Here is a 16,619-nt window from a genome sequence, read left to right on the forward strand (position 1 = left end):
CTCCCCTGAACCATACTCCCACAGGAGTCTTCGTGCCTTCCGCTCCAATCAACAGGGTGTAAAAATCAACACCGTTCTTTAACACAGCATTTTATTACAATTTATTTTTCTCAGCCGAATCAACCGTATGTTTCAACAGCATGGAAATGGTTACAGGGCCTACTCCACCTGGTACCGGAGTGATCGCACCCGCCACTTCTAAACATGACTCATAATCGATATCGCCAATATTTCCTTTGTTATAGCCGGCATCCAGAACAACGGCGCCTTCCTTCAGCCACGACCCTTGAATAAATTTAGGCTTTCCTACTGCTGCCACAACGATATCTGCTTGTTTTAACAGGTTGGATAAGTTGGTTGTTTTAGAATGGCACGTGGTCACCGTCGCATTTTCATTAAGCAGTAACGCCGAAACAGGCTTACCTAAGATCGGGCTTCTTCCCACAACGACCGCATGTTTTCCTTCGACAGGAATCTTGTAATAATGGATAATTTCCATAATGGCTGCTGGTGTACAGGATGGGTATTTTCCAAAGCCTAATGCAGTCTGGCCGTAACCTGCACTTGTCACCCCATCTACATCTTTTCGGATATCAATGGCCTCGAAAGCCAGGCGCTCATCGATGTGCGGAGGGACGGGATGTTGCAAAAGAATCCCATGTACAGAGTCGTCTTCGTTTAAATCTTTAATGGCTGCTAACAATTCTTCCGTCGTTGTTTCTTCAGGCAAATGAACCCGAATTGAATGGATACCTAATTTTTCACAAGCATTCCCTTTCATTCTTACATAGGTTTCTGAGGAAGGATCATTTCCTACTAAAATCGTTGCAAGGCATGGTATGATCCCATCGTTTTTTAACGTTTCAATTCGTCCTTTTAATTTTTCTTTGATTTCTTTAGCTACAACAGTTCCATCCAAAATGATTTTTTCCATATTATCGCCTCCGAAAGAAAATAAAAAAGAGATAAGGAAATACATCCTTATCTCTGCCCAGACGACCCGACCATATAAGTACACAGCTTCCTTGTGGTTGTTTCCACAGATGTCGTCAGTTACTGTGACTGCTTTTGTTATATGAAAAAGATATCATATAAAGGATAAATGTCAACCCACGATTCAGATGTTTTTTCTATCTTTATTTATGCTGTTGATCGTATTGCTGTTGTGCCTCATTGATCGCGCCAGCCCATTGTTCTAGTAACTCTTCTACCGTCATGTTTCCACTTAACACAGCTTGAATACTAGGATCAACAATGGTATACAGGATTCTGCTGTATTCCGGCAGATAAAAGGGAGGCTCATTAAGAGTCGTCTCCGGATTACTATAGACTTTCGCTGCTATCTGAATGTGAGGGGCATTCTTTACCCACTCTTCATTTAATACATCCGCATTCGTAGGAATTTGACCGACGTTTCGATTCCAATAGCTTTGAGCGAACTTGGAATTCATGAATTGAACAAACTTCCATGCTTCTTTTGGATGCTTGGTTCCTTTAAAAATACTGATGCCGATGGCGTTCCCAGCTTCTACTGTAAAGTGACCTTTAACTGATTTTGGCAAAGGAACTGCCTGGAATTGATCTGGTGTCAACACTTCGCTATGCTCGGCATAAGAGCCTAAATTATGCTGCACCATTGCCGCCACACCAGTATCGAATCCAGCAAGCATTGCTTTATAATCATTGGTGATATCACTCTTAGGGGTATAGTTTTGATACAAAGCTAAATATTTCTTTAAAAATTCTACATGCTTTGGATTGTTAATGGTACTTTTTCCATTTATGATGGAGTCTTCGATTCCTGAGTAGGCATACATCATCCGCTGCAACTGAAAAGACGCGCCAGCCCCTCCACGGATGGTAAAGCCATAGCGCTTTTTCGCTGGGTCGGTTAATTTTTCAGCCGCACGAAAAAACTCATCCCATGTTTCAGGAGCTTTCATATGCGCCTCATTCAACCAATCGGATCGGACCCAGAGGATATCAAGGTTCTCTGTATAGGGAATTCCATATAATTTTTGGTCAACCACGATTTGTTGATTAAAGCGAATCGCTTCTTTATTTATTTTTTCCTTTTCACTCCAGTTAGCAAAATAGGAATCGAGGGGGAGCAGCGCATGTCGAGAGGAATACTCTGGAAGCCAGCTGGTATAGACACTACCTATATCTGGTGTATCTTCTGCTGCAATCGCTGCATCGAACGTTGCTTTTGCTGAGTCTTTCGGTAATCCTACATATTTTATATCAATGGTTGGATTCTCTTTTTCAAACTTGTCTATTATTTCTTTCCATATAGGAGTGCGCTGTGGTCCTGAATTGTCATCCCAAAAAGTAAGATGGACGATTTGCTCTGTTTTTTGACTGGATTTCTGTGATGATTGTTCCTTTCCATGACAACCGGTTAGGGCCAATGAAGCAGCCATGGTAATGGCAAGCATAGAGGTCGTTACTTTCTTCCTTAGCATTTCTAAATTCTCCTTACTGATGCCTTAAAGTAATTCTTTCCATACCATGACGTATTTTTTGGGAAAAGTCAAAGTAAATTTCAGCTGTTTTCACAAAGTTTGTCACTATTCATCAAGGTAGCTTTCATTGAAGTCTCATATTTTTTGATTTGATAACATTTCATCTATACTGTCCGACCTTACCCCATCTTCTGAAAGGCGTACCCTTTGAAATCATACAAGTTTTCCAAAGTTCACTGACTTTTCCTCTATTTTAGTCCAACATAGTCAGAGATAATCTGACTTCTGCCAATGTATCTCTATTTTAATCCAACATAGTCTGAAGTTGCTCTAACTTCTACCGATGTCTCTCTTTTTTATGCCAACACTGTCAGAAGATGATCTAACTTCTGCCAATGACTCTACTTTTTCTGTCAACACTGTTAGAAGATGCTCTAACTTCTGACTATGTCTCTACTTTTTATGCCAACACTGTCAGAAGATGATTTAACTTCTGCCAATGACTCTACTTTTTATGCCAACACTGTCAGAAGATGATTTAACTTCTGCCAATGACTCTACTTTTTCTGCCAACACTGTCAGAAGAAGCTCTAACTTCTGACTATGTCTCTGCTTTTTATGCCAACACTGTCAGAAGATAATCTAACTTCTGCCAATGACTCTACTTTTTCTGCCAACACTGTCAGAAGATAATCTGACTTCTGCCAATGTAGCATCTTAATGTGTTAACACTGTCCAAAGATACCCAAGGTTCAGACAGGTTTAAAATTATATTCACTCAGCCTGTCCGATATTGCGTTTGAATCAAGAACAATAAATTCAAAGAACAAAGTTTACGAGATGAGCCTAAATTTTAAAACAAATAGAAAACTTTGCTGCAAGGTGTAGTCCGCTCCAATCAACAATTGACTCTAAACAAAGAAAAACATACGACAAGTCCTTTGCACGACTCATTGTATGTTTTCCAAAAATTATTTTATTTCTTGATAGTCTGTGTGAAAAAGAAGTTCCTTTATGTTAATGGGTTTCTTTTCTTGTACTGACCGCCAGACACCTACTCCGACTGCGATGGAGTAGGCACCGGCTTCAGAACCTGCTAAAATTTGATAGTCCCGAGCAGGGTCTGGCCCCATGAACAGGTCCTCTAGTAAAATCGGGTCGCCGCCGCCATGACCGCCAGGAGTTTTGACCAGTTCAATCGTTTCTTTCCCTCCAAAAAGAGGGTAGTATTCAATGGTTTGTTCCGGATATTCAAATGGAATACGTGACGGTTCATGGTATTCCGTCGTTTCAATTCTGCCTTTTGTTCCATTAATCGCTAAGCGATACCCTTCATAAGGTGCAGAGAAATTTATCGAATAACTGAGCAAGCTTCCACCATCATATTTCACGGTTGCCACATACGTATCTTCAATCGAAATCTCCTCATCAAAGATACATGCATCCGGCCGATAATTCGTATAAGGTACGTCTTTTTCATATACGCCAGCTAAAAGATGGTCGTCTCTTACCGATGAGGAACCGCTTCGAGGATTCCAGCGTCTGAAATAACTGCAGTCGTTTCGAACGTCACAGGTTCCACAGAAACGGCCGGATTCCTTTCGTGGGTTCAATTCCCCATTTGGCCCGTAGTAATTTAAGTTTCCGTAAGCGAATACTTCTTCTGGCTTTTGGTCCAGCCACCAGTTCACAAGATCAAAATGATGGGTCGATTTATGAATCGATAATCCACCCGAATTTTCTCGATTCCGATTCCATCGTTTAAAATAGCTCGAACCATGGAAGGTATCAATATACCAATTTAAATCAACCGATGTCACTCGGCCAATTTTTCCTTCGAGGATCATTTCTTTTATTTTTCGATGGAACGGGCTGTAACGATAGTTAAAGGTAACCGTGACGTTTCCCTTGCTTTCAGCTTCGGTTTGCATGACCTTATAAGCATCCTCTGCGTTTGTCACCATCGGTTTTTCAGTGATGACATTTATGTGTTTATGTAAAGCTCTTAAAATATAATCCACGTGTGTATCGTCTCTGCCAGCGACAATCACATAATCAGGCTGCGTTTCATCAATCATGGTCTCGAATTGCTCGGGAGAATAAGTTGGGACCTGTGCCAGTCCTGGATATTGATCTTTACAAATAGTAAATCTTAGGGAGTCTGAATCTAGCAGACCGACAATCTCATGTTCCTGTGAAAACTCATTTAATAGTGGTTTGATAAACATTTGTAATGCTCGATTGCTCACGCCACAGATGACATATTTCTTCATATTAAAAGCCTCCCATGTATGGTGTTTGAAAAATTATAAAACCTCAGGTCCAAAAAACCGTAACGCTTTCACTATTTCATCGCCATTGTTAACAATGGAAAAATGGGAGACATTTGCCGGAATAAACAGCTGATCGCCTTGTTTAACTATCTGAACTTCTTCACCCGTAACAATGGAGGCCTCACCAGAAAGGATGTACAGTCCGGAAAACACGCCGTCTCCCTGAATATCCACCATATTCTGTACTTCAACCTGAGTCATTCGGAAATACGGTGTTTGTTTGTAACCAATGAGTTCGATTTCCCGATGATCCTCAGATTCTTCCAAAATAACCGGAGACACCTGCCAATTCTCCAAGGTTTCATCCCGTGTAAACGTCTCGTACCTGAAAATATCAAACATTTTTTCAAAGCCTAAACCTTGGTGGATTAAAAAATCATCGATTTGTAATCCGGAAGGGGAGACCTTCTCTAAACGAATGGTATAATCCGATGGCTCTTGGATTTCAATTAATAAGCAGCCTGAGCCGATGGCGTGCGGGATGCCTGCTTCAATTAAAAATGTATCCTCAGGGTTCACTTCGTATTTGTGCAGACAATCGAGCATGCCTTGGATATCCTGCTCATCAAACAAGGCTTTCCACTGTTCCCTAGTTACACCGGGCTTAAACCCAACATGCACATAGGGAGGAACACCATCGATTTCTCTGCCGCCAATGAAGTGCCAGCATTCTGTTTTTCCATACATCGAGTTAAATAGTTTTTTCGCTTTCTCCCTGTCAGGATGGGCCTGCATAATCAACCGCTCAGCTGTATCGATTAACTTTACTAATACGCCGGTCTCATTGCCGAATTTCTCCACTTGTTTTTTACCAAGAAAGGCTTCAGGATTTTTCTCGATGAGTGCCTTTAAGCTCATATCGACGCCGGGTACATCCAGCTTGCTTAATCCTTCATCCTGAATATGTTCTCGGTCTGTATTTCGATTCGTAGAAATGATGCTCATCATCCATTCTTCTGGATAATGGCTATCCTTTGGGTCAAGATTTCCATATAATCCATCGATGAGTTTGCCGCCCAAGTAGGTCCTCCAAGACCTAGTTGGGTTTAACTTAATTGGTGACGTTCCGTCTAGCTTTACCGTACGAATTGTCATGGGTATGAACCTCCTTATTGATATTTTTTAAAAAAGTAATGTTTCACCTTAAGTTTGAACTACAAAACGGTCAATCAGGTGTAAAATTACACTTGAGTGGACGTTACTGTGAATTTATCAGCGAATTTTTAAATTTATCAGCGAATCCCACGATATATCAGCGAATTTTACTATTTATCAGCGAATCACAAAAAAGCGACACTTTTTTAGCAAGGAAGAACCAAAATAGAAGATAGAAAGCTTCCATTTCACTGGAAGCTTTCAGGTTGCTTTTATAAAAGAACTATTGCTGGCTTTTGTTCAGGTCATATAGTGCCATACTTGCCAGGATAAATGCACCCATTCCGTGAAGGTCATTTTCTGAAGTTGGGCGTGATACGTAGTAATCGTAGGTGCCAGCGCTTGTGCCGATGACAATTCCTTTTAAGGTAAAGGATTCGTCATCTGTTTCTACCATGTGCTGCAATAAACCAGCATAGGTTTTATTGGCAATCTCACGATACGAATCATCTACAATGCCGTGCTTAACTGCCTTCGCAATGAAATATAAGAAGAGGGCAGAGCAAGAGGATTCCAACCAGTTGTCTGGACGATCGCCCTTATCAACCACGTTGTACCAGAGCCCTGTTTGGTCATCCTGAAATTTTACAATCGCTGGAATAAAGCTTTGAAGGGAATGAACCCATTCCTCTTGACCACGCTTCTTTTCACCTAAAATCTCTAACATATCAATAAGGGCCGTACCGTACCAGCCAACAGAACGTCCCCAAAAGTCTGGTGAGCAGCCTGTTTCGGAATCTGCCCACGGCTGTACTTTTTTCTCATCCCATGCGTGGAAGAGCAAGCCTGTTTTAGGGTCTGTCATATGCTTTCTCATCAGTTTTTCTTGAAGTAAAACATGCTGAACTAATTCTTCTTCATGAAAATGCTCGTTATACAAGAGCATGAATGGTCCACCCATAAAGAGGCCGTCTAACCACATTTGATACGGGTATTTTTCCTTATGCCAGAAACCATTTTCAGACGTTCGGTTGATTGTATCCAGGGCACTTCGTAATTTCTTCGCTGCAATCATATATTTTGGATTCTTTGTTTTTTCGTATAGTGGAAATAAGAGAATGCCTGCCATGGTGGAATCAAGCTGATCTCTTTCGAAAACTACATTTCCATCTTCATCAATTAAATGGTCATAATAGGCTTGGATGTAAGTAAAGTACTCTTCCTTGCCGGTTTCCTGCCATACTCTGTACATTCCGTAGAGAAAAACCCCTTGGTGATAGTGGAACCAGTTAACGGGAGGTAAGTCCTCGGCACGGAATTTGTTCATTAAGGCTTGGCAGGCTTTTTCAGCCAGCGCTAACGGAGTTTCAATTCCAATTTGTTGTGATGTGATTCCCATTGTTTTAATCTCCTTTTTGAAAAATTTCTCCTACCTACATGGACAAACTGGGTGTTAATCGAATCAACACCCAGAAGTTTGATTATTTTTTAAACGTTTCGTCGTATTTTTTCTTAGATTCTTCGATTGCTTTTGCCCATTGATCTAAGAATTCTTTTGCTGTCATTTTTCCACTCATGACGGCTTGGACACCAGGGTCTACAACGCCATCAAGGATTGCGCGGTAATCTGGTAGATAGAATGGAGGCATGTAAACCTTTGTATCTTTATTGTTATAGACGTCAAATGCGACTTTGATATGCTGTGCGTTTTGTACCCATTCATCATCTAATACATCTTTGTTAGTTGGAATCTGACCTGTTTTTTCATTCCAGTAGCTTTGTGCTTCTGCTGAGTTAACAAATTCGATAAACTTCCAAGCTTCATCTGCATGTTTGGTTGATTTGAAGATACCTAGGTTAACTGCGTTTCCACCTTCAGCTACATATTTACCATCTTCTGTTGTTGGCAGTGGAATTAACTTGAAAGAACCTGCTGGTAATGCCTTGCTGTGCTCACCAAAAGAACCAGGGTTGTGGTGTACCATTGCGACAACACCCGTATCGAAGCCTGCGATCATTTCTTTATAACCATTAGTGATATCACTCTTTGGCGTTAATTTGTTGTAATAAGAGAAATACTTTTCTACAAACTCAACGTGTTTAGGATCATTGATGTTGGTTTTTCCATTTTTATCAAAGAAGTCTAAACCACTATAAGCAAACATCGCTCTTTGAATCGTGAAGGAAGCACCTGCTCCACCGCGGATCGTAAAACCATAACGGTTTTTGTCTTTGTCTCTCATTTTTTCGATCACATTGAAGAATTCATCCCATGTTTTCGGCTCTTGGACGCCTGCTTCTTTGAACCAGTCTGTACGGATCCACAAAGCATCTAGGTTTTGTGCATAAGGGATACCATAAAGTTTTCCATCTTGAGTGATTTTCTTGTTTACATCAGTTGCACCTTTGTTAATTTTCGTGCTGATATCAGACTTCTTGAAATACGAGTCAAGTGGAAGTAAGGCTTTACGAATAGAGAATTCAGGTAGCCAAGTTGTCTGCATAGAACCTACGTCTGGCATATCATCCGCTGCGATTGCGGCATCATATTTTGATTTTGCAGAAGCATTTGGAATACCGACATACTCTACATCAATATTCGGGTATTTTTCTTCAAATCGTTTAATCACTTCTTCCCAGACAGGTGTACGAGCTGGGCCTGCGTTTTCATCCCAAAACTGAAGGGTAACAGGTTCATCCGATTTAGTTGCTGCTTTTTTCGTTGTGGAGGATGCTTTTTCTTCTGCACCACCACAGCCCGTTAGTAACATACCAGTTGCCATTGTTAATGCGAGAACAGAGGTTGTAACTTTTTTCTTAAACATGATATTGCCTCCCTTAATATTTTTATATTTAGGCTCTGCTAAACTTGCCTGTTGATTTCTGCTCCAGGCACTTCGCTTTCCGTGGGTGTTTCGGCGAGCCTCCTCGGCGCTTGCGCCTGCGGGGTCTCCCCTGAACCATACTCCCACAGGAGTCTTCGTGCCTTCCGCTCCAATCAACAGGGTGTAAAAATCAAAACTGTTCTTTAACAGAGCCTATATTTATTAGCCTTTCACAGCTCCACCCATACCGTTGACTAGGTGTTTCTGCGCATAGGCAAAAAGAATAACTGCAGGGACTAAAGCGATAATACTTCCGGCTGCCAAGGCACCATAGTTGATACTAAATTCACCCATCATGGAACTTAATCCAACTGGAAGAGTGAACTTGGATTGTTGATTGGTCAGCATCAAGGCAATTAAAAATTCATTCCATGTATAAATGAAGGTAAATACTCCTGTTGCTACAATTCCTGGCATTAATAGAGGAAAGACAACGTGTCTTAGAGACTGCAATTTTGTACACCCATCAATCATGGCTGCTTCTTCCAATTCCTTTGGAACATTGGAGATAAACCCACTCATCAGGATCGTTGTAAATGGAATCTCAACGGCTGAATACGTGATAATTAAGGATAGTGGATTACTAATTAATCCTAGGGTTTTAAAAATGATGAATAAAGGAATGATCATCATGGCCCTTGGGATGAATTGTGTACATAACAGCATGAGCATGAAGCTTCGTTTGCCTTTGAACTGGTATCTGCTCAATGCATAACCAGATAGAGTGGAACAAATTAGTACAGCGATGACGGTAAAAACACCAACTAGTAAACTATTTTTAAAGAAGGTTGCAAAACCAACACTGCTCCAAGCCATCACAAAGTTATCAACTGTTGGGCTGACCGGCAGATACTGCAGCGGTCGTTTGACGATGTCTCCTTCAGGCTTAAACGCGGTATTGAGTGTCCAGTATATAGGGAAGATCGTAAAACTCAACATCATGATTAAAGGAAGATACAGAGTTAAGAGTTTGTCGACTTTTTTATTTTTTGTAAACATGCTAGAATCACTCCTTTTCATAACGGGATAGTTTCAAATAAAGGATGGCGAAAATCAGTAGAATTCCGAAGGAAACAACTGTTAAGGCCGAACCGTATCCGAAATTACTTCCATGAACAGCTAAATCAGCAATATACATGGTTAGGGTGGTGGTTGAATGGGCAGGACCGCCACCTGTTAAGTTGAACAAGAGATCCACGTTATTAAATTCCCACACCACACGGAGTAAGGTTGTTAATACAATCGTATTTTTCAATTGTGGCAGCGTCACATAGATAAACGATTTCCATCTGCTGGCGCCATCTACCCGTGCTGCTTCGTATAATTCAGTCGGTATACTTTGTAAGGAAGCTAATAAGGTGATCGCAAAAAACGGAATCCCTCTCCATAGCTCTGCAATAATAACGGAGGTAAACGCTGTTGATGTACCAGCTAAGAATGCCTGCGGTTCATCGATGATTCCGAATTTCATTAGCAAGTCATTCAGTACGCCCATATGTTCGTTGAACATCAAGGACCACATCGTTGATGCAAGCACCCCTGAAATAGCCCATGGGATAAATGCAACTGCACGTACGACGCCTCTAAATTTAAATGTTTGATTCAAAAGTAAGGCTAAAATCATCCCGAAAATTAATTGAAGACCTACTTCTGATACCACCCATTTCAAACTATTTACTAAGCTAGGAATGAACATTTCATCTTTTGTAAAGATGTTAATGAAGTTTTCAAAGCCGGCAAAACCGTTATAGTAGGGAGCGGACACATCATAGTGTTGAACGCTGTAATAGAATACAGTCGCGATTGGATAAAATAGAAAAGCTAAGATAATAAGGAAAGATGGCAGGATAAAAAGATAGGGAATCCATTTGTCTTTTGTAACCTTCCTTTTGTTCACCATCCTTTTATTCTTAACAACTGTTTCGGTTGCACTTTGTGATGCATTCATCTAGTTTCCTCCTCTCTTGTTTCTCATAATAAATGAAAACGGTTTCTTGGATAATTAAAGATTTTAAGATGATTTATTAAAATTTTAAGATATTTGCATAAACTTACTTGTTTACCGTTCGGAAAAATTGGTTTATTGTTTTATGTAGGGAATCGAAATATCAATCTACCATTGCTAACGGGGAGATCCTGCTATGAAGCCTATGAAGATAAAACAATTTATTCGAAAGCATTTTTTCAACTCTTTTAAATCCACGATTAACACTCTCTATCTGCCTATCATTATCATTGTTATTTTCATTACTGGCTGGGTATCCACGATGCTTGCAACCGCACAAATCGAAGAAAATGCCTATAAAAATGTAAACGATACCATATTCCAGACGAAAAATTACCTTGATAATATGCTCTCAGATGTGTTTCAACAATTAGTCTCCTTATCGAATGATCCAAGGATTCTATCATTAATGGATAAACAAGAATCAGAGATTAAACCAAGTTCATATGTAGAAATTGATAATAATTTGAAGCTTATTTATTCCCGATATGATGTTATCCTCAATTCCGTGCTGGTGGATCTTAATCAAAAGAAATTCCTGCTCTATCATAGTGGGTATAACTCCAATCCATCGGTCAATTATAATAACTATTTTTCAAAATTCAGTGGAAGTAAGGAAGGCTTTTACTGGAGGAATATTCATCAAGACAAAGTGTTTAATGAAAACGATAAAGTGCTTTCGGTATTTAGATTGATTGATCGAAATCAATCTCGATCAAAAGGGATCGTTTTATTTAATTTACGAGCCGAGTTTTTTGAACAGGTATTGAATAAATCGTTAATTGGAGAAAATGGGTACCTGGCACTTATTAGTCCAGATGGAAAATATGAATCCAAGAATGTAAAAGAGGAATACAAATTAGATCAATCCACTCTACACTCTCTACAAAAGGTAAAAAAGGAAAGTGGGCAATTCTCTTATGAAAGTTCGGTAGGAGAAGAGATGATTGTCATCTACGATACGTTAAGTGCGAATAATTGGAAAATAGCAGCGGTTATTCCACAAAACGAAATGTTGAAAAAAGTGAACTATATTAAAGATTTTACTATTTTTCTCGTTGCATTAATGATTGTTACCGTTGTCTTCCTAACAAACTTCGTCGGAAAGTACATTTCAAAACCTTTTGAGCGATTGGCACAACAAATGGGGAGGGTGGATAAGGAACATCTGGATTTTAAGGTAGAAATGTCCGGACCTGAGGAAATGAAAATTCTTCATACGGGATTTAAAGAGCTAATTATTCGGATCCATACATTGATGGAACAAATCCGATTGGAGCAAGAAGAGAAACGGCAATTAGAATTTGCGATAATGCATGCCCAAATTAATCCTCATTTCCTCTATAATACGCTCTACTCAATTAAGGGCTTATGTGATATGGGGCTTAATAAGGATGCCAGTCAAATGATTTCCGCCCTATCTAGTTTTTTCCGGATTGGGATTAGTAAAGGGAAAGAGATTATTTCTATCCAGGATGAGATCGAGCATATTCAGCATTATTTATTTATTCAAGAGATGCGTTATGGGGACGATTTCACCTATGAAATTAATATAGATGAGGACATCCTATCCTATCATATTATTAAACTTTCTTTACAGCCGCTGATTGAAAATGCAATTTACCATGGGGTAAAGCAAAAACGGGGACAAGGAAGAATTACGATTAACGGGTATCAGGCGGAAGATACGATTCACTTAGAAGTTGCCGATAATGGAAATGGAATCGAACCGCAAAAATTAAAGGATATATTGCAAGAAATCGAAGCTTCTTATCAAGACAAAAAGAGATTCATTGGTATTGGTCTGAAAAGTGTTAATGAACGAATTAAAATTCACTTCGGAAAAGAATATGGTCTAACTATTGCAAGTGAACCTGGTAATGGGACAGTAGTAAGCATTACTATACCCAAAACAAAAGGGGAGATGAAGGAGTATGCATAAAGTGATCGTGGTGGAAGATGATAGAATTATTCGTCGAGGCATATGTAAGGCAATCCCTTGGGAAGAGCATGGTTTTGTTGTTGCAGGGGAAGCGGGTGATGGCGAGGTCGCCTTAGATTTAATAGAAAAAGAGAAACCGCAGGTGGTTATTTCGGATATTAATATGCCCTTTATGAGCGGGTTAGAGATGGCGAAAAAGATTAAAGAAAGAAGCTTAGATACAAGGATTATTTTTCTAACGGGGTATGAAGATTTTAAATATGCGCAGGAAGCGGTAAAACTGAAAGCGTTTGATTATTTGTTAAAGCCGGTTGACTCTGAAGATTTATTGACGAAAGCGAAGGAAGCGGCCGCTGATTGGGAGAGTGAAATGGCGAAGGAAAAGAAGATTATCGAATCCTTGCCGTTACTAGAGCAGCAATTCTTTCAAAAGCTGATTAGGGATGGAGAGCAGAGGCTGGATGTGGAAAAAGAATTATCAGAGCTGGGGGTACAGCTGGAGGGTCCATACTTTGCTGCCATACTGGTCAAGTATTCTTCAGAGCTAGAAGACGAAAGTTATGCCTTCCGGGAAAAGATGACGAACGTTACTTCTTCTGTTTTTCAAGAGATAAACTCCATGGTTATGAATGTGGGTACCGCCGAAATTGCCCTTCTACTATCGCTGGAAAATGAGGAGGATGGAAGAAAGGGACTGTTAGCGGAAATGTTGTTCGAGCAGTTCAGTGAACAAGTAGACCACCAGGTAACGATTACACTAGGAAGAACGTATGCCAATTTGTTTGAAGTCGGTAAATCCTTTTTAGAAGCCCGGCTTGCGATGGATATGAGACATATTATGGGGACAGGCACCGTGTTTTCTTTAGATGACACGATGTCTAAGGAAGAATCGGAAGAGGAACCACTACATGATTTAGTGACTAAATTAGAAACCCAGATTAAGACCGGTTTACCGGAAAAAGCGAATAATACGCTGACTCAATTAAGTGCAGCGATTGTGGAAAGAAAAAATGTACCTTTATCTGATTTAAAGGTACTTGCTTTAAAATTCAGCACCATGCTCTTTTCTGAAATAGAAAAGTGGATCAAGGAAGAGACAAACGGCTTTAACTCTTCTGAAGTCTATAAAGAAATCATGGAATTACATACTCTGACCGAGATGGCGGAGATCCTTCAACAGCTGATTGAGCAGTGGTCTACGGCCATGTATCAGAGGAGAGAGAAGAATTATTTCAGCCACGTGGACCAAGCGATTACGTATATGAAGGAGAATTTTCATGATAGTAGTTTAACTCTCCAACGTGTGGCGGAAGTGATTCATGTGAGTACACCGTATTTAAGTAACTTATTTAAGCTTGAAAAAGGGTTTAATTTCGGGGATTACTTGTTGGAGTTGCGCATGAAGCGGGCGATGGAAGTATTAAGTTCAGAGGATATCAAAACCTCTGAGGTGTGTGATAAAGTGGGCTACAGCAATCCACAGTACTTTGGCATTTGCTTTAAAAAATTCACAGGCTACACGCCTGCGGAGTATAAGAAGAAGTTTAGATAGTTAGTAACGTCCTTTTGGTCACGTAGAGAGTTTCTACGTGACTATTTTATTTTTCTGGACGTATTTTGAGTAACGTGGAAGTGGTCTACGTGACTGAAAGCTCCTTCAAAAAAGGAAATGGGTAGCATAGAAAGGTTCTATGAGCCCGAAATCTCTAAAAAGAAAGGGAAAGGGGTGCATAGGCAGGTTCTATGAGCCCGAAATCTCCAAAAAGAAAGGGAAAGGGGTGCATAGAAAGGTTCTATGAGCCCGAAGTCTCTAAAAAGAAAGGGAAAGGGGTGCATAGAAAGGTTCTATGAACCCGAAATCTCCAAAAAGAAAGGGAAAGGGGTGCATAGAAGAATTCTACGAACTCGAAAGCTCCAAAAAATATAACATAGAAGCAATCAACGCACCCTGCCCAATGTAGCAAGCGTTTTGGTTACTAGCAACAACTATCAACAGGACAGGCATACCGATTTCGTGCAATTTTTTAAGATAATAGTTTAAGATTTTAAGGACTTTGCCCAATCGAATTGTAACCCCTTACATGCTTTTATACAATCAACGTATAGGTTTCCTAATGTTGTGAATTTTCGAATGAAAAACAATGATAGGGGTGACATTGTGAATAAATTTACCATATTAACTAAGATTTCGAACTGCGGAGTCGTAGCTGTCGTAAGAGCGGACTCCAAAGAAGACGCCATAAATATTTCAGAAGCATGCGTGAAAGGTGGCCTCACCGCGATTGAGCTAACTTTTACCGTGAAAGGCGCAGATGAAGTCATCAAAGAATTAGCATCAATTTATCAAGAAAACGAGGAGGTTGTCATTGGAGCCGGAACCGTTCTGGATGCAACCACCGCAAGAATTGCCATCCTGGCCGGAGCGCAGTTTGTCGTCAGTCCAAGCTTTGATTTAGAAACGGCTAAATTGTGTAATCTCTATCAAATCCCATATATGCCAGGCTGTATGACCCTAACTGAAATGAAGCACGCACTTGAATCAGGGGTAGATATTGTCAAGCTCTTTCCAGGCAATGCCTTTGGACCGGATTTCGTGAAAGCAGTGAAAGGACCGCTTCCACAAATCAATCTGATGCCAACCGGCGGAGTGGACCTGGAAAATGTCGGACAATGGATTAAAAATGGCTGTGTCGCTGTAGGGGTTGGTGGCAACTTAGTAGCCCCGGCCAAAACAGGTGATTTTGCAAAAATTACCGAGTATGCAAGAGAATATGTAAAAAAAGTACAGATGGCTAGAGAGGCATAGATGATGAAAAAGATTATTACTCTAGGAGAAATTTTACTTAGATTCTCGACGAAAGTAGGGGAGCGGCTCTCCCAAGCTAATCAGGCATTTATGCATTACGGTGGGGCCGAGACGAATGTTGGCATTTCGTTATCCCATTTTGGGCACGAGGTTTATGGGGTGAGTAAGGTTCCCGATCATTCGCTTGGAACGGCCGTAGAAGGACATCTGAAATCCTTTAACGTTCATACGGATTACCTGCTAAAGGGTGGAGAGCGCTTAGGCACTTATTATCTAGAGTCAGGCGTCGGACCAAGAAGTGCGCAAGTTACTTATGATCGGAAGTATTCTAGTTTTTCAACCTTAACGATTGAGGAAGTCAACTTTGATGAAGTGTTCCAGGATGCAGACCTATTCCATGTTTCAAGTATCTCGGGGGCAGTCTCACCGAGTATGAAAGAATTCGTTTTACACGCTCTAAGAAAAGCAAAGGAACTAGGAGTAACGACAAGCTTTGATTTTAACTACCGAGCCAAATTATGGAGTCATCAAGAAGCCGCAGAAGCCATACAGACCTTCCTTCCATTTGTGGATATCTGCTTTTGTGGGGAGTTAGATGCGATTTATTTGTTAGGCATTGAAAAAGCAGACGAAGGGTTGGAACCTGCAGCTAAGCTCGAAACCTATTATCAAAAAATAAAGCAGAGGTACCCGAACCTTCAATATATGAGCTCTACGTTCCGCCATGTGCTCTCTGCATCGGCACATACCCTTCAAGGCAATTTTTATACAGCAGGAGAACTGTACCAGTCGAAGGTTTACGCAATCGACCATATCGTCGATCGTGTTGGAGGCGGAGACGCCTTTGCGGCAGGAATTTTAAACGGAATCCTTAAGAAGCTGGAACCTAAAGAAATTGTTTCGTTTGCAACGGCTGCTTCTGTTTTAAAACATACCATTCATGGTGATTGCAATACGTTCTCAGAAGATGAAATTAACCAGTTTGCTAGTCTTGAACCAGGAAAAATTGTTAGATAGGTAATTTATTAATCAAAAAGTATAAAAATTGAATTCGAGAATTGTCTAGCTACAGCGCCTAGCCCCTCGGG

The 16,619-nt window shown here is 40.4% G+C and carries 12 protein-coding genes and 1 riboswitch; of the genes, 4 read left to right on the plus strand and 8 right to left on the minus strand.

The annotated features are described in order from the left end of the window. Positions 1 to 94: 94 nt before the first annotated feature. From ABES03_RS08275 to ABES03_RS08310, 8 genes are all read right to left on the minus strand, one after another. The gene (locus tag ABES03_RS08275; protein WP_430116762.1) at positions 95 to 934 is read right to left on the minus strand and encodes a bifunctional 5,10-methylenetetrahydrofolate dehydrogenase/5,10-methenyltetrahydrofolate cyclohydrolase; all 840 of its coding nucleotides are present in this window, start codon (positions 932 to 934) and stop codon (positions 95 to 97) included. Between the two features lie 48 nt (positions 935 to 982). Next, positions 983 to 1,067, minus strand: a riboswitch (ZMP/ZTP riboswitch). A gap of 69 nt (positions 1,068 to 1,136) precedes the next feature. Then, entirely contained in the window at positions 1,137 to 2,465 is a 1,329-nt protein-coding gene (locus tag ABES03_RS08280) for an ABC transporter substrate-binding protein (RefSeq protein WP_430116764.1), read from the minus strand. A gap of 971 nt (positions 2,466 to 3,436) precedes the next feature. After that, a complete protein-coding gene (locus ABES03_RS08285) occupies positions 3,437 to 4,738 on the minus strand; it encodes a Gfo/Idh/MocA family protein (protein ID WP_430116765.1) in 1,302 nt (433 codons plus the stop codon). A 33-nt stretch (positions 4,739 to 4,771) separates the two neighbouring features. Then, entirely contained in the window at positions 4,772 to 5,893 is a 1,122-nt protein-coding gene (locus ABES03_RS08290) for a type I phosphomannose isomerase catalytic subunit (protein ID WP_430116766.1), read from the minus strand. A gap of 283 nt (positions 5,894 to 6,176) precedes the next feature. Then, the gene (locus ABES03_RS08295; protein WP_430116768.1) at positions 6,177 to 7,292 is read right to left on the minus strand and encodes a glycoside hydrolase family 88/105 protein; all 1,116 of its coding nucleotides are present in this window, start codon (positions 7,290 to 7,292) and stop codon (positions 6,177 to 6,179) included. Positions 7,293 to 7,374: 82 nt separating this feature from the next. Further along, a complete protein-coding gene (locus tag ABES03_RS08300; RefSeq protein WP_430116769.1) occupies positions 7,375 to 8,718 on the minus strand; it encodes an ABC transporter substrate-binding protein in 1,344 nt (447 codons plus the stop codon). A gap of 222 nt (positions 8,719 to 8,940) precedes the next feature. Then, positions 8,941 to 9,777 (minus strand): carbohydrate ABC transporter permease, encoded by an 837-nt coding sequence (locus ABES03_RS08305; RefSeq protein ID WP_430116770.1) that lies wholly within the window; start codon positions 9,775 to 9,777, stop codon positions 8,941 to 8,943. 7 nt (positions 9,778 to 9,784) lie between these two features. Then, positions 9,785 to 10,726, minus strand: a complete 942-nt coding sequence (locus ABES03_RS08310) for a carbohydrate ABC transporter permease (RefSeq protein ID WP_430116772.1) — start codon at positions 10,724 to 10,726, stop codon at positions 9,785 to 9,787. Positions 10,727 to 10,919: 193 nt separating this feature from the next. On the opposite strand from ABES03_RS08310, the gene ABES03_RS08315 reads away from it, so the two are divergent. From ABES03_RS08315 to ABES03_RS08330, 4 genes are all read left to right on the plus strand, one after another. Beyond that, positions 10,920 to 12,725: a sensor histidine kinase gene (locus ABES03_RS08315; protein ID WP_430116773.1), complete on the plus strand. Its 1,806-nt coding sequence runs from the start codon at positions 10,920 to 10,922 to the stop codon at positions 12,723 to 12,725. Further along, positions 12,718 to 14,277, plus strand: a complete 1,560-nt coding sequence (locus ABES03_RS08320) for a response regulator (RefSeq protein WP_430116774.1) — start codon at positions 12,718 to 12,720, stop codon at positions 14,275 to 14,277. The genes ABES03_RS08315 and ABES03_RS08320 overlap by 8 nt, the downstream gene beginning before the upstream one ends. 579 nt (positions 14,278 to 14,856) lie before the next feature. Then, entirely contained in the window at positions 14,857 to 15,531 is a 675-nt protein-coding gene (locus tag ABES03_RS08325; RefSeq protein WP_430116775.1) for a bifunctional 4-hydroxy-2-oxoglutarate aldolase/2-dehydro-3-deoxy-phosphogluconate aldolase, read from the plus strand. Next, the gene (locus tag ABES03_RS08330; protein ID WP_430116776.1) at positions 15,532 to 16,548 is read left to right on the plus strand and encodes a PfkB family carbohydrate kinase; all 1,017 of its coding nucleotides are present in this window, start codon (positions 15,532 to 15,534) and stop codon (positions 16,546 to 16,548) included. Positions 16,549 to 16,619 lie beyond the last annotated feature (71 nt).

The sequence above is a fragment of the Neobacillus rhizosphaerae genome (assembly GCF_050477885.1).
Lineage (GTDB): Bacteria > Bacillota > Bacilli > Bacillales > Cytobacillaceae > Neobacillus > Neobacillus rhizosphaerae_A.

What these genes read in the sequence shown, in the direction of transcription:
- ABES03_RS08300 (WP_430116769.1), bottom strand. Translation starts at nt 8,718, where the DNA reads ATGTTTAAGAAAAAAGTTACAACCTCTGTTCTCGCATTAACAATGGCA.
- ABES03_RS08295 (WP_430116768.1), bottom strand. Translation starts at nt 7,292, where the DNA reads ATGGGAATCACATCACAACAAATTGGAATTGAAACTCCGTTAGCGCTG.
- ABES03_RS08320 (WP_430116774.1), top strand. Translation starts at nt 12,718, where the DNA reads ATGCATAAAGTGATCGTGGTGGAAGATGATAGAATTATTCGTCGAGGC.
- ABES03_RS08275 (WP_430116762.1), bottom strand. Translation starts at nt 934, where the DNA reads ATGGAAAAAATCATTTTGGATGGAACTGTTGTAGCTAAAGAAATCAAA.
- ABES03_RS08280 (WP_430116764.1), bottom strand. Translation starts at nt 2,465, where the DNA reads ATGCTAAGGAAGAAAGTAACGACCTCTATGCTTGCCATTACCATGGCT.
- ABES03_RS08310 (WP_430116772.1), bottom strand. Translation starts at nt 10,726, where the DNA reads ATGAATGCATCACAAAGTGCAACCGAAACAGTTGTTAAGAATAAAAGG.
- ABES03_RS08330 (WP_430116776.1), top strand. Translation starts at nt 15,532, where the DNA reads ATGATGAAAAAGATTATTACTCTAGGAGAAATTTTACTTAGATTCTCG.
- ABES03_RS08305 (WP_430116770.1), bottom strand. Translation starts at nt 9,777, where the DNA reads ATGTTTACAAAAAATAAAAAAGTCGACAAACTCTTAACTCTGTATCTT.
- ABES03_RS08290 (WP_430116766.1), bottom strand. Translation starts at nt 5,893, where the DNA reads ATGACAATTCGTACGGTAAAGCTAGACGGAACGTCACCAATTAAGTTA.
- ABES03_RS08325 (WP_430116775.1), top strand. Translation starts at nt 14,857, where the DNA reads ATGAAAAACAATGATAGGGGTGACATTGTGAATAAATTTACCATATTA.
- ABES03_RS08285 (WP_430116765.1), bottom strand. Translation starts at nt 4,738, where the DNA reads ATGAAGAAATATGTCATCTGTGGCGTGAGCAATCGAGCATTACAAATG.
- ABES03_RS08315 (WP_430116773.1), top strand. Translation starts at nt 10,920, where the DNA reads ATGAAGCCTATGAAGATAAAACAATTTATTCGAAAGCATTTTTTCAAC.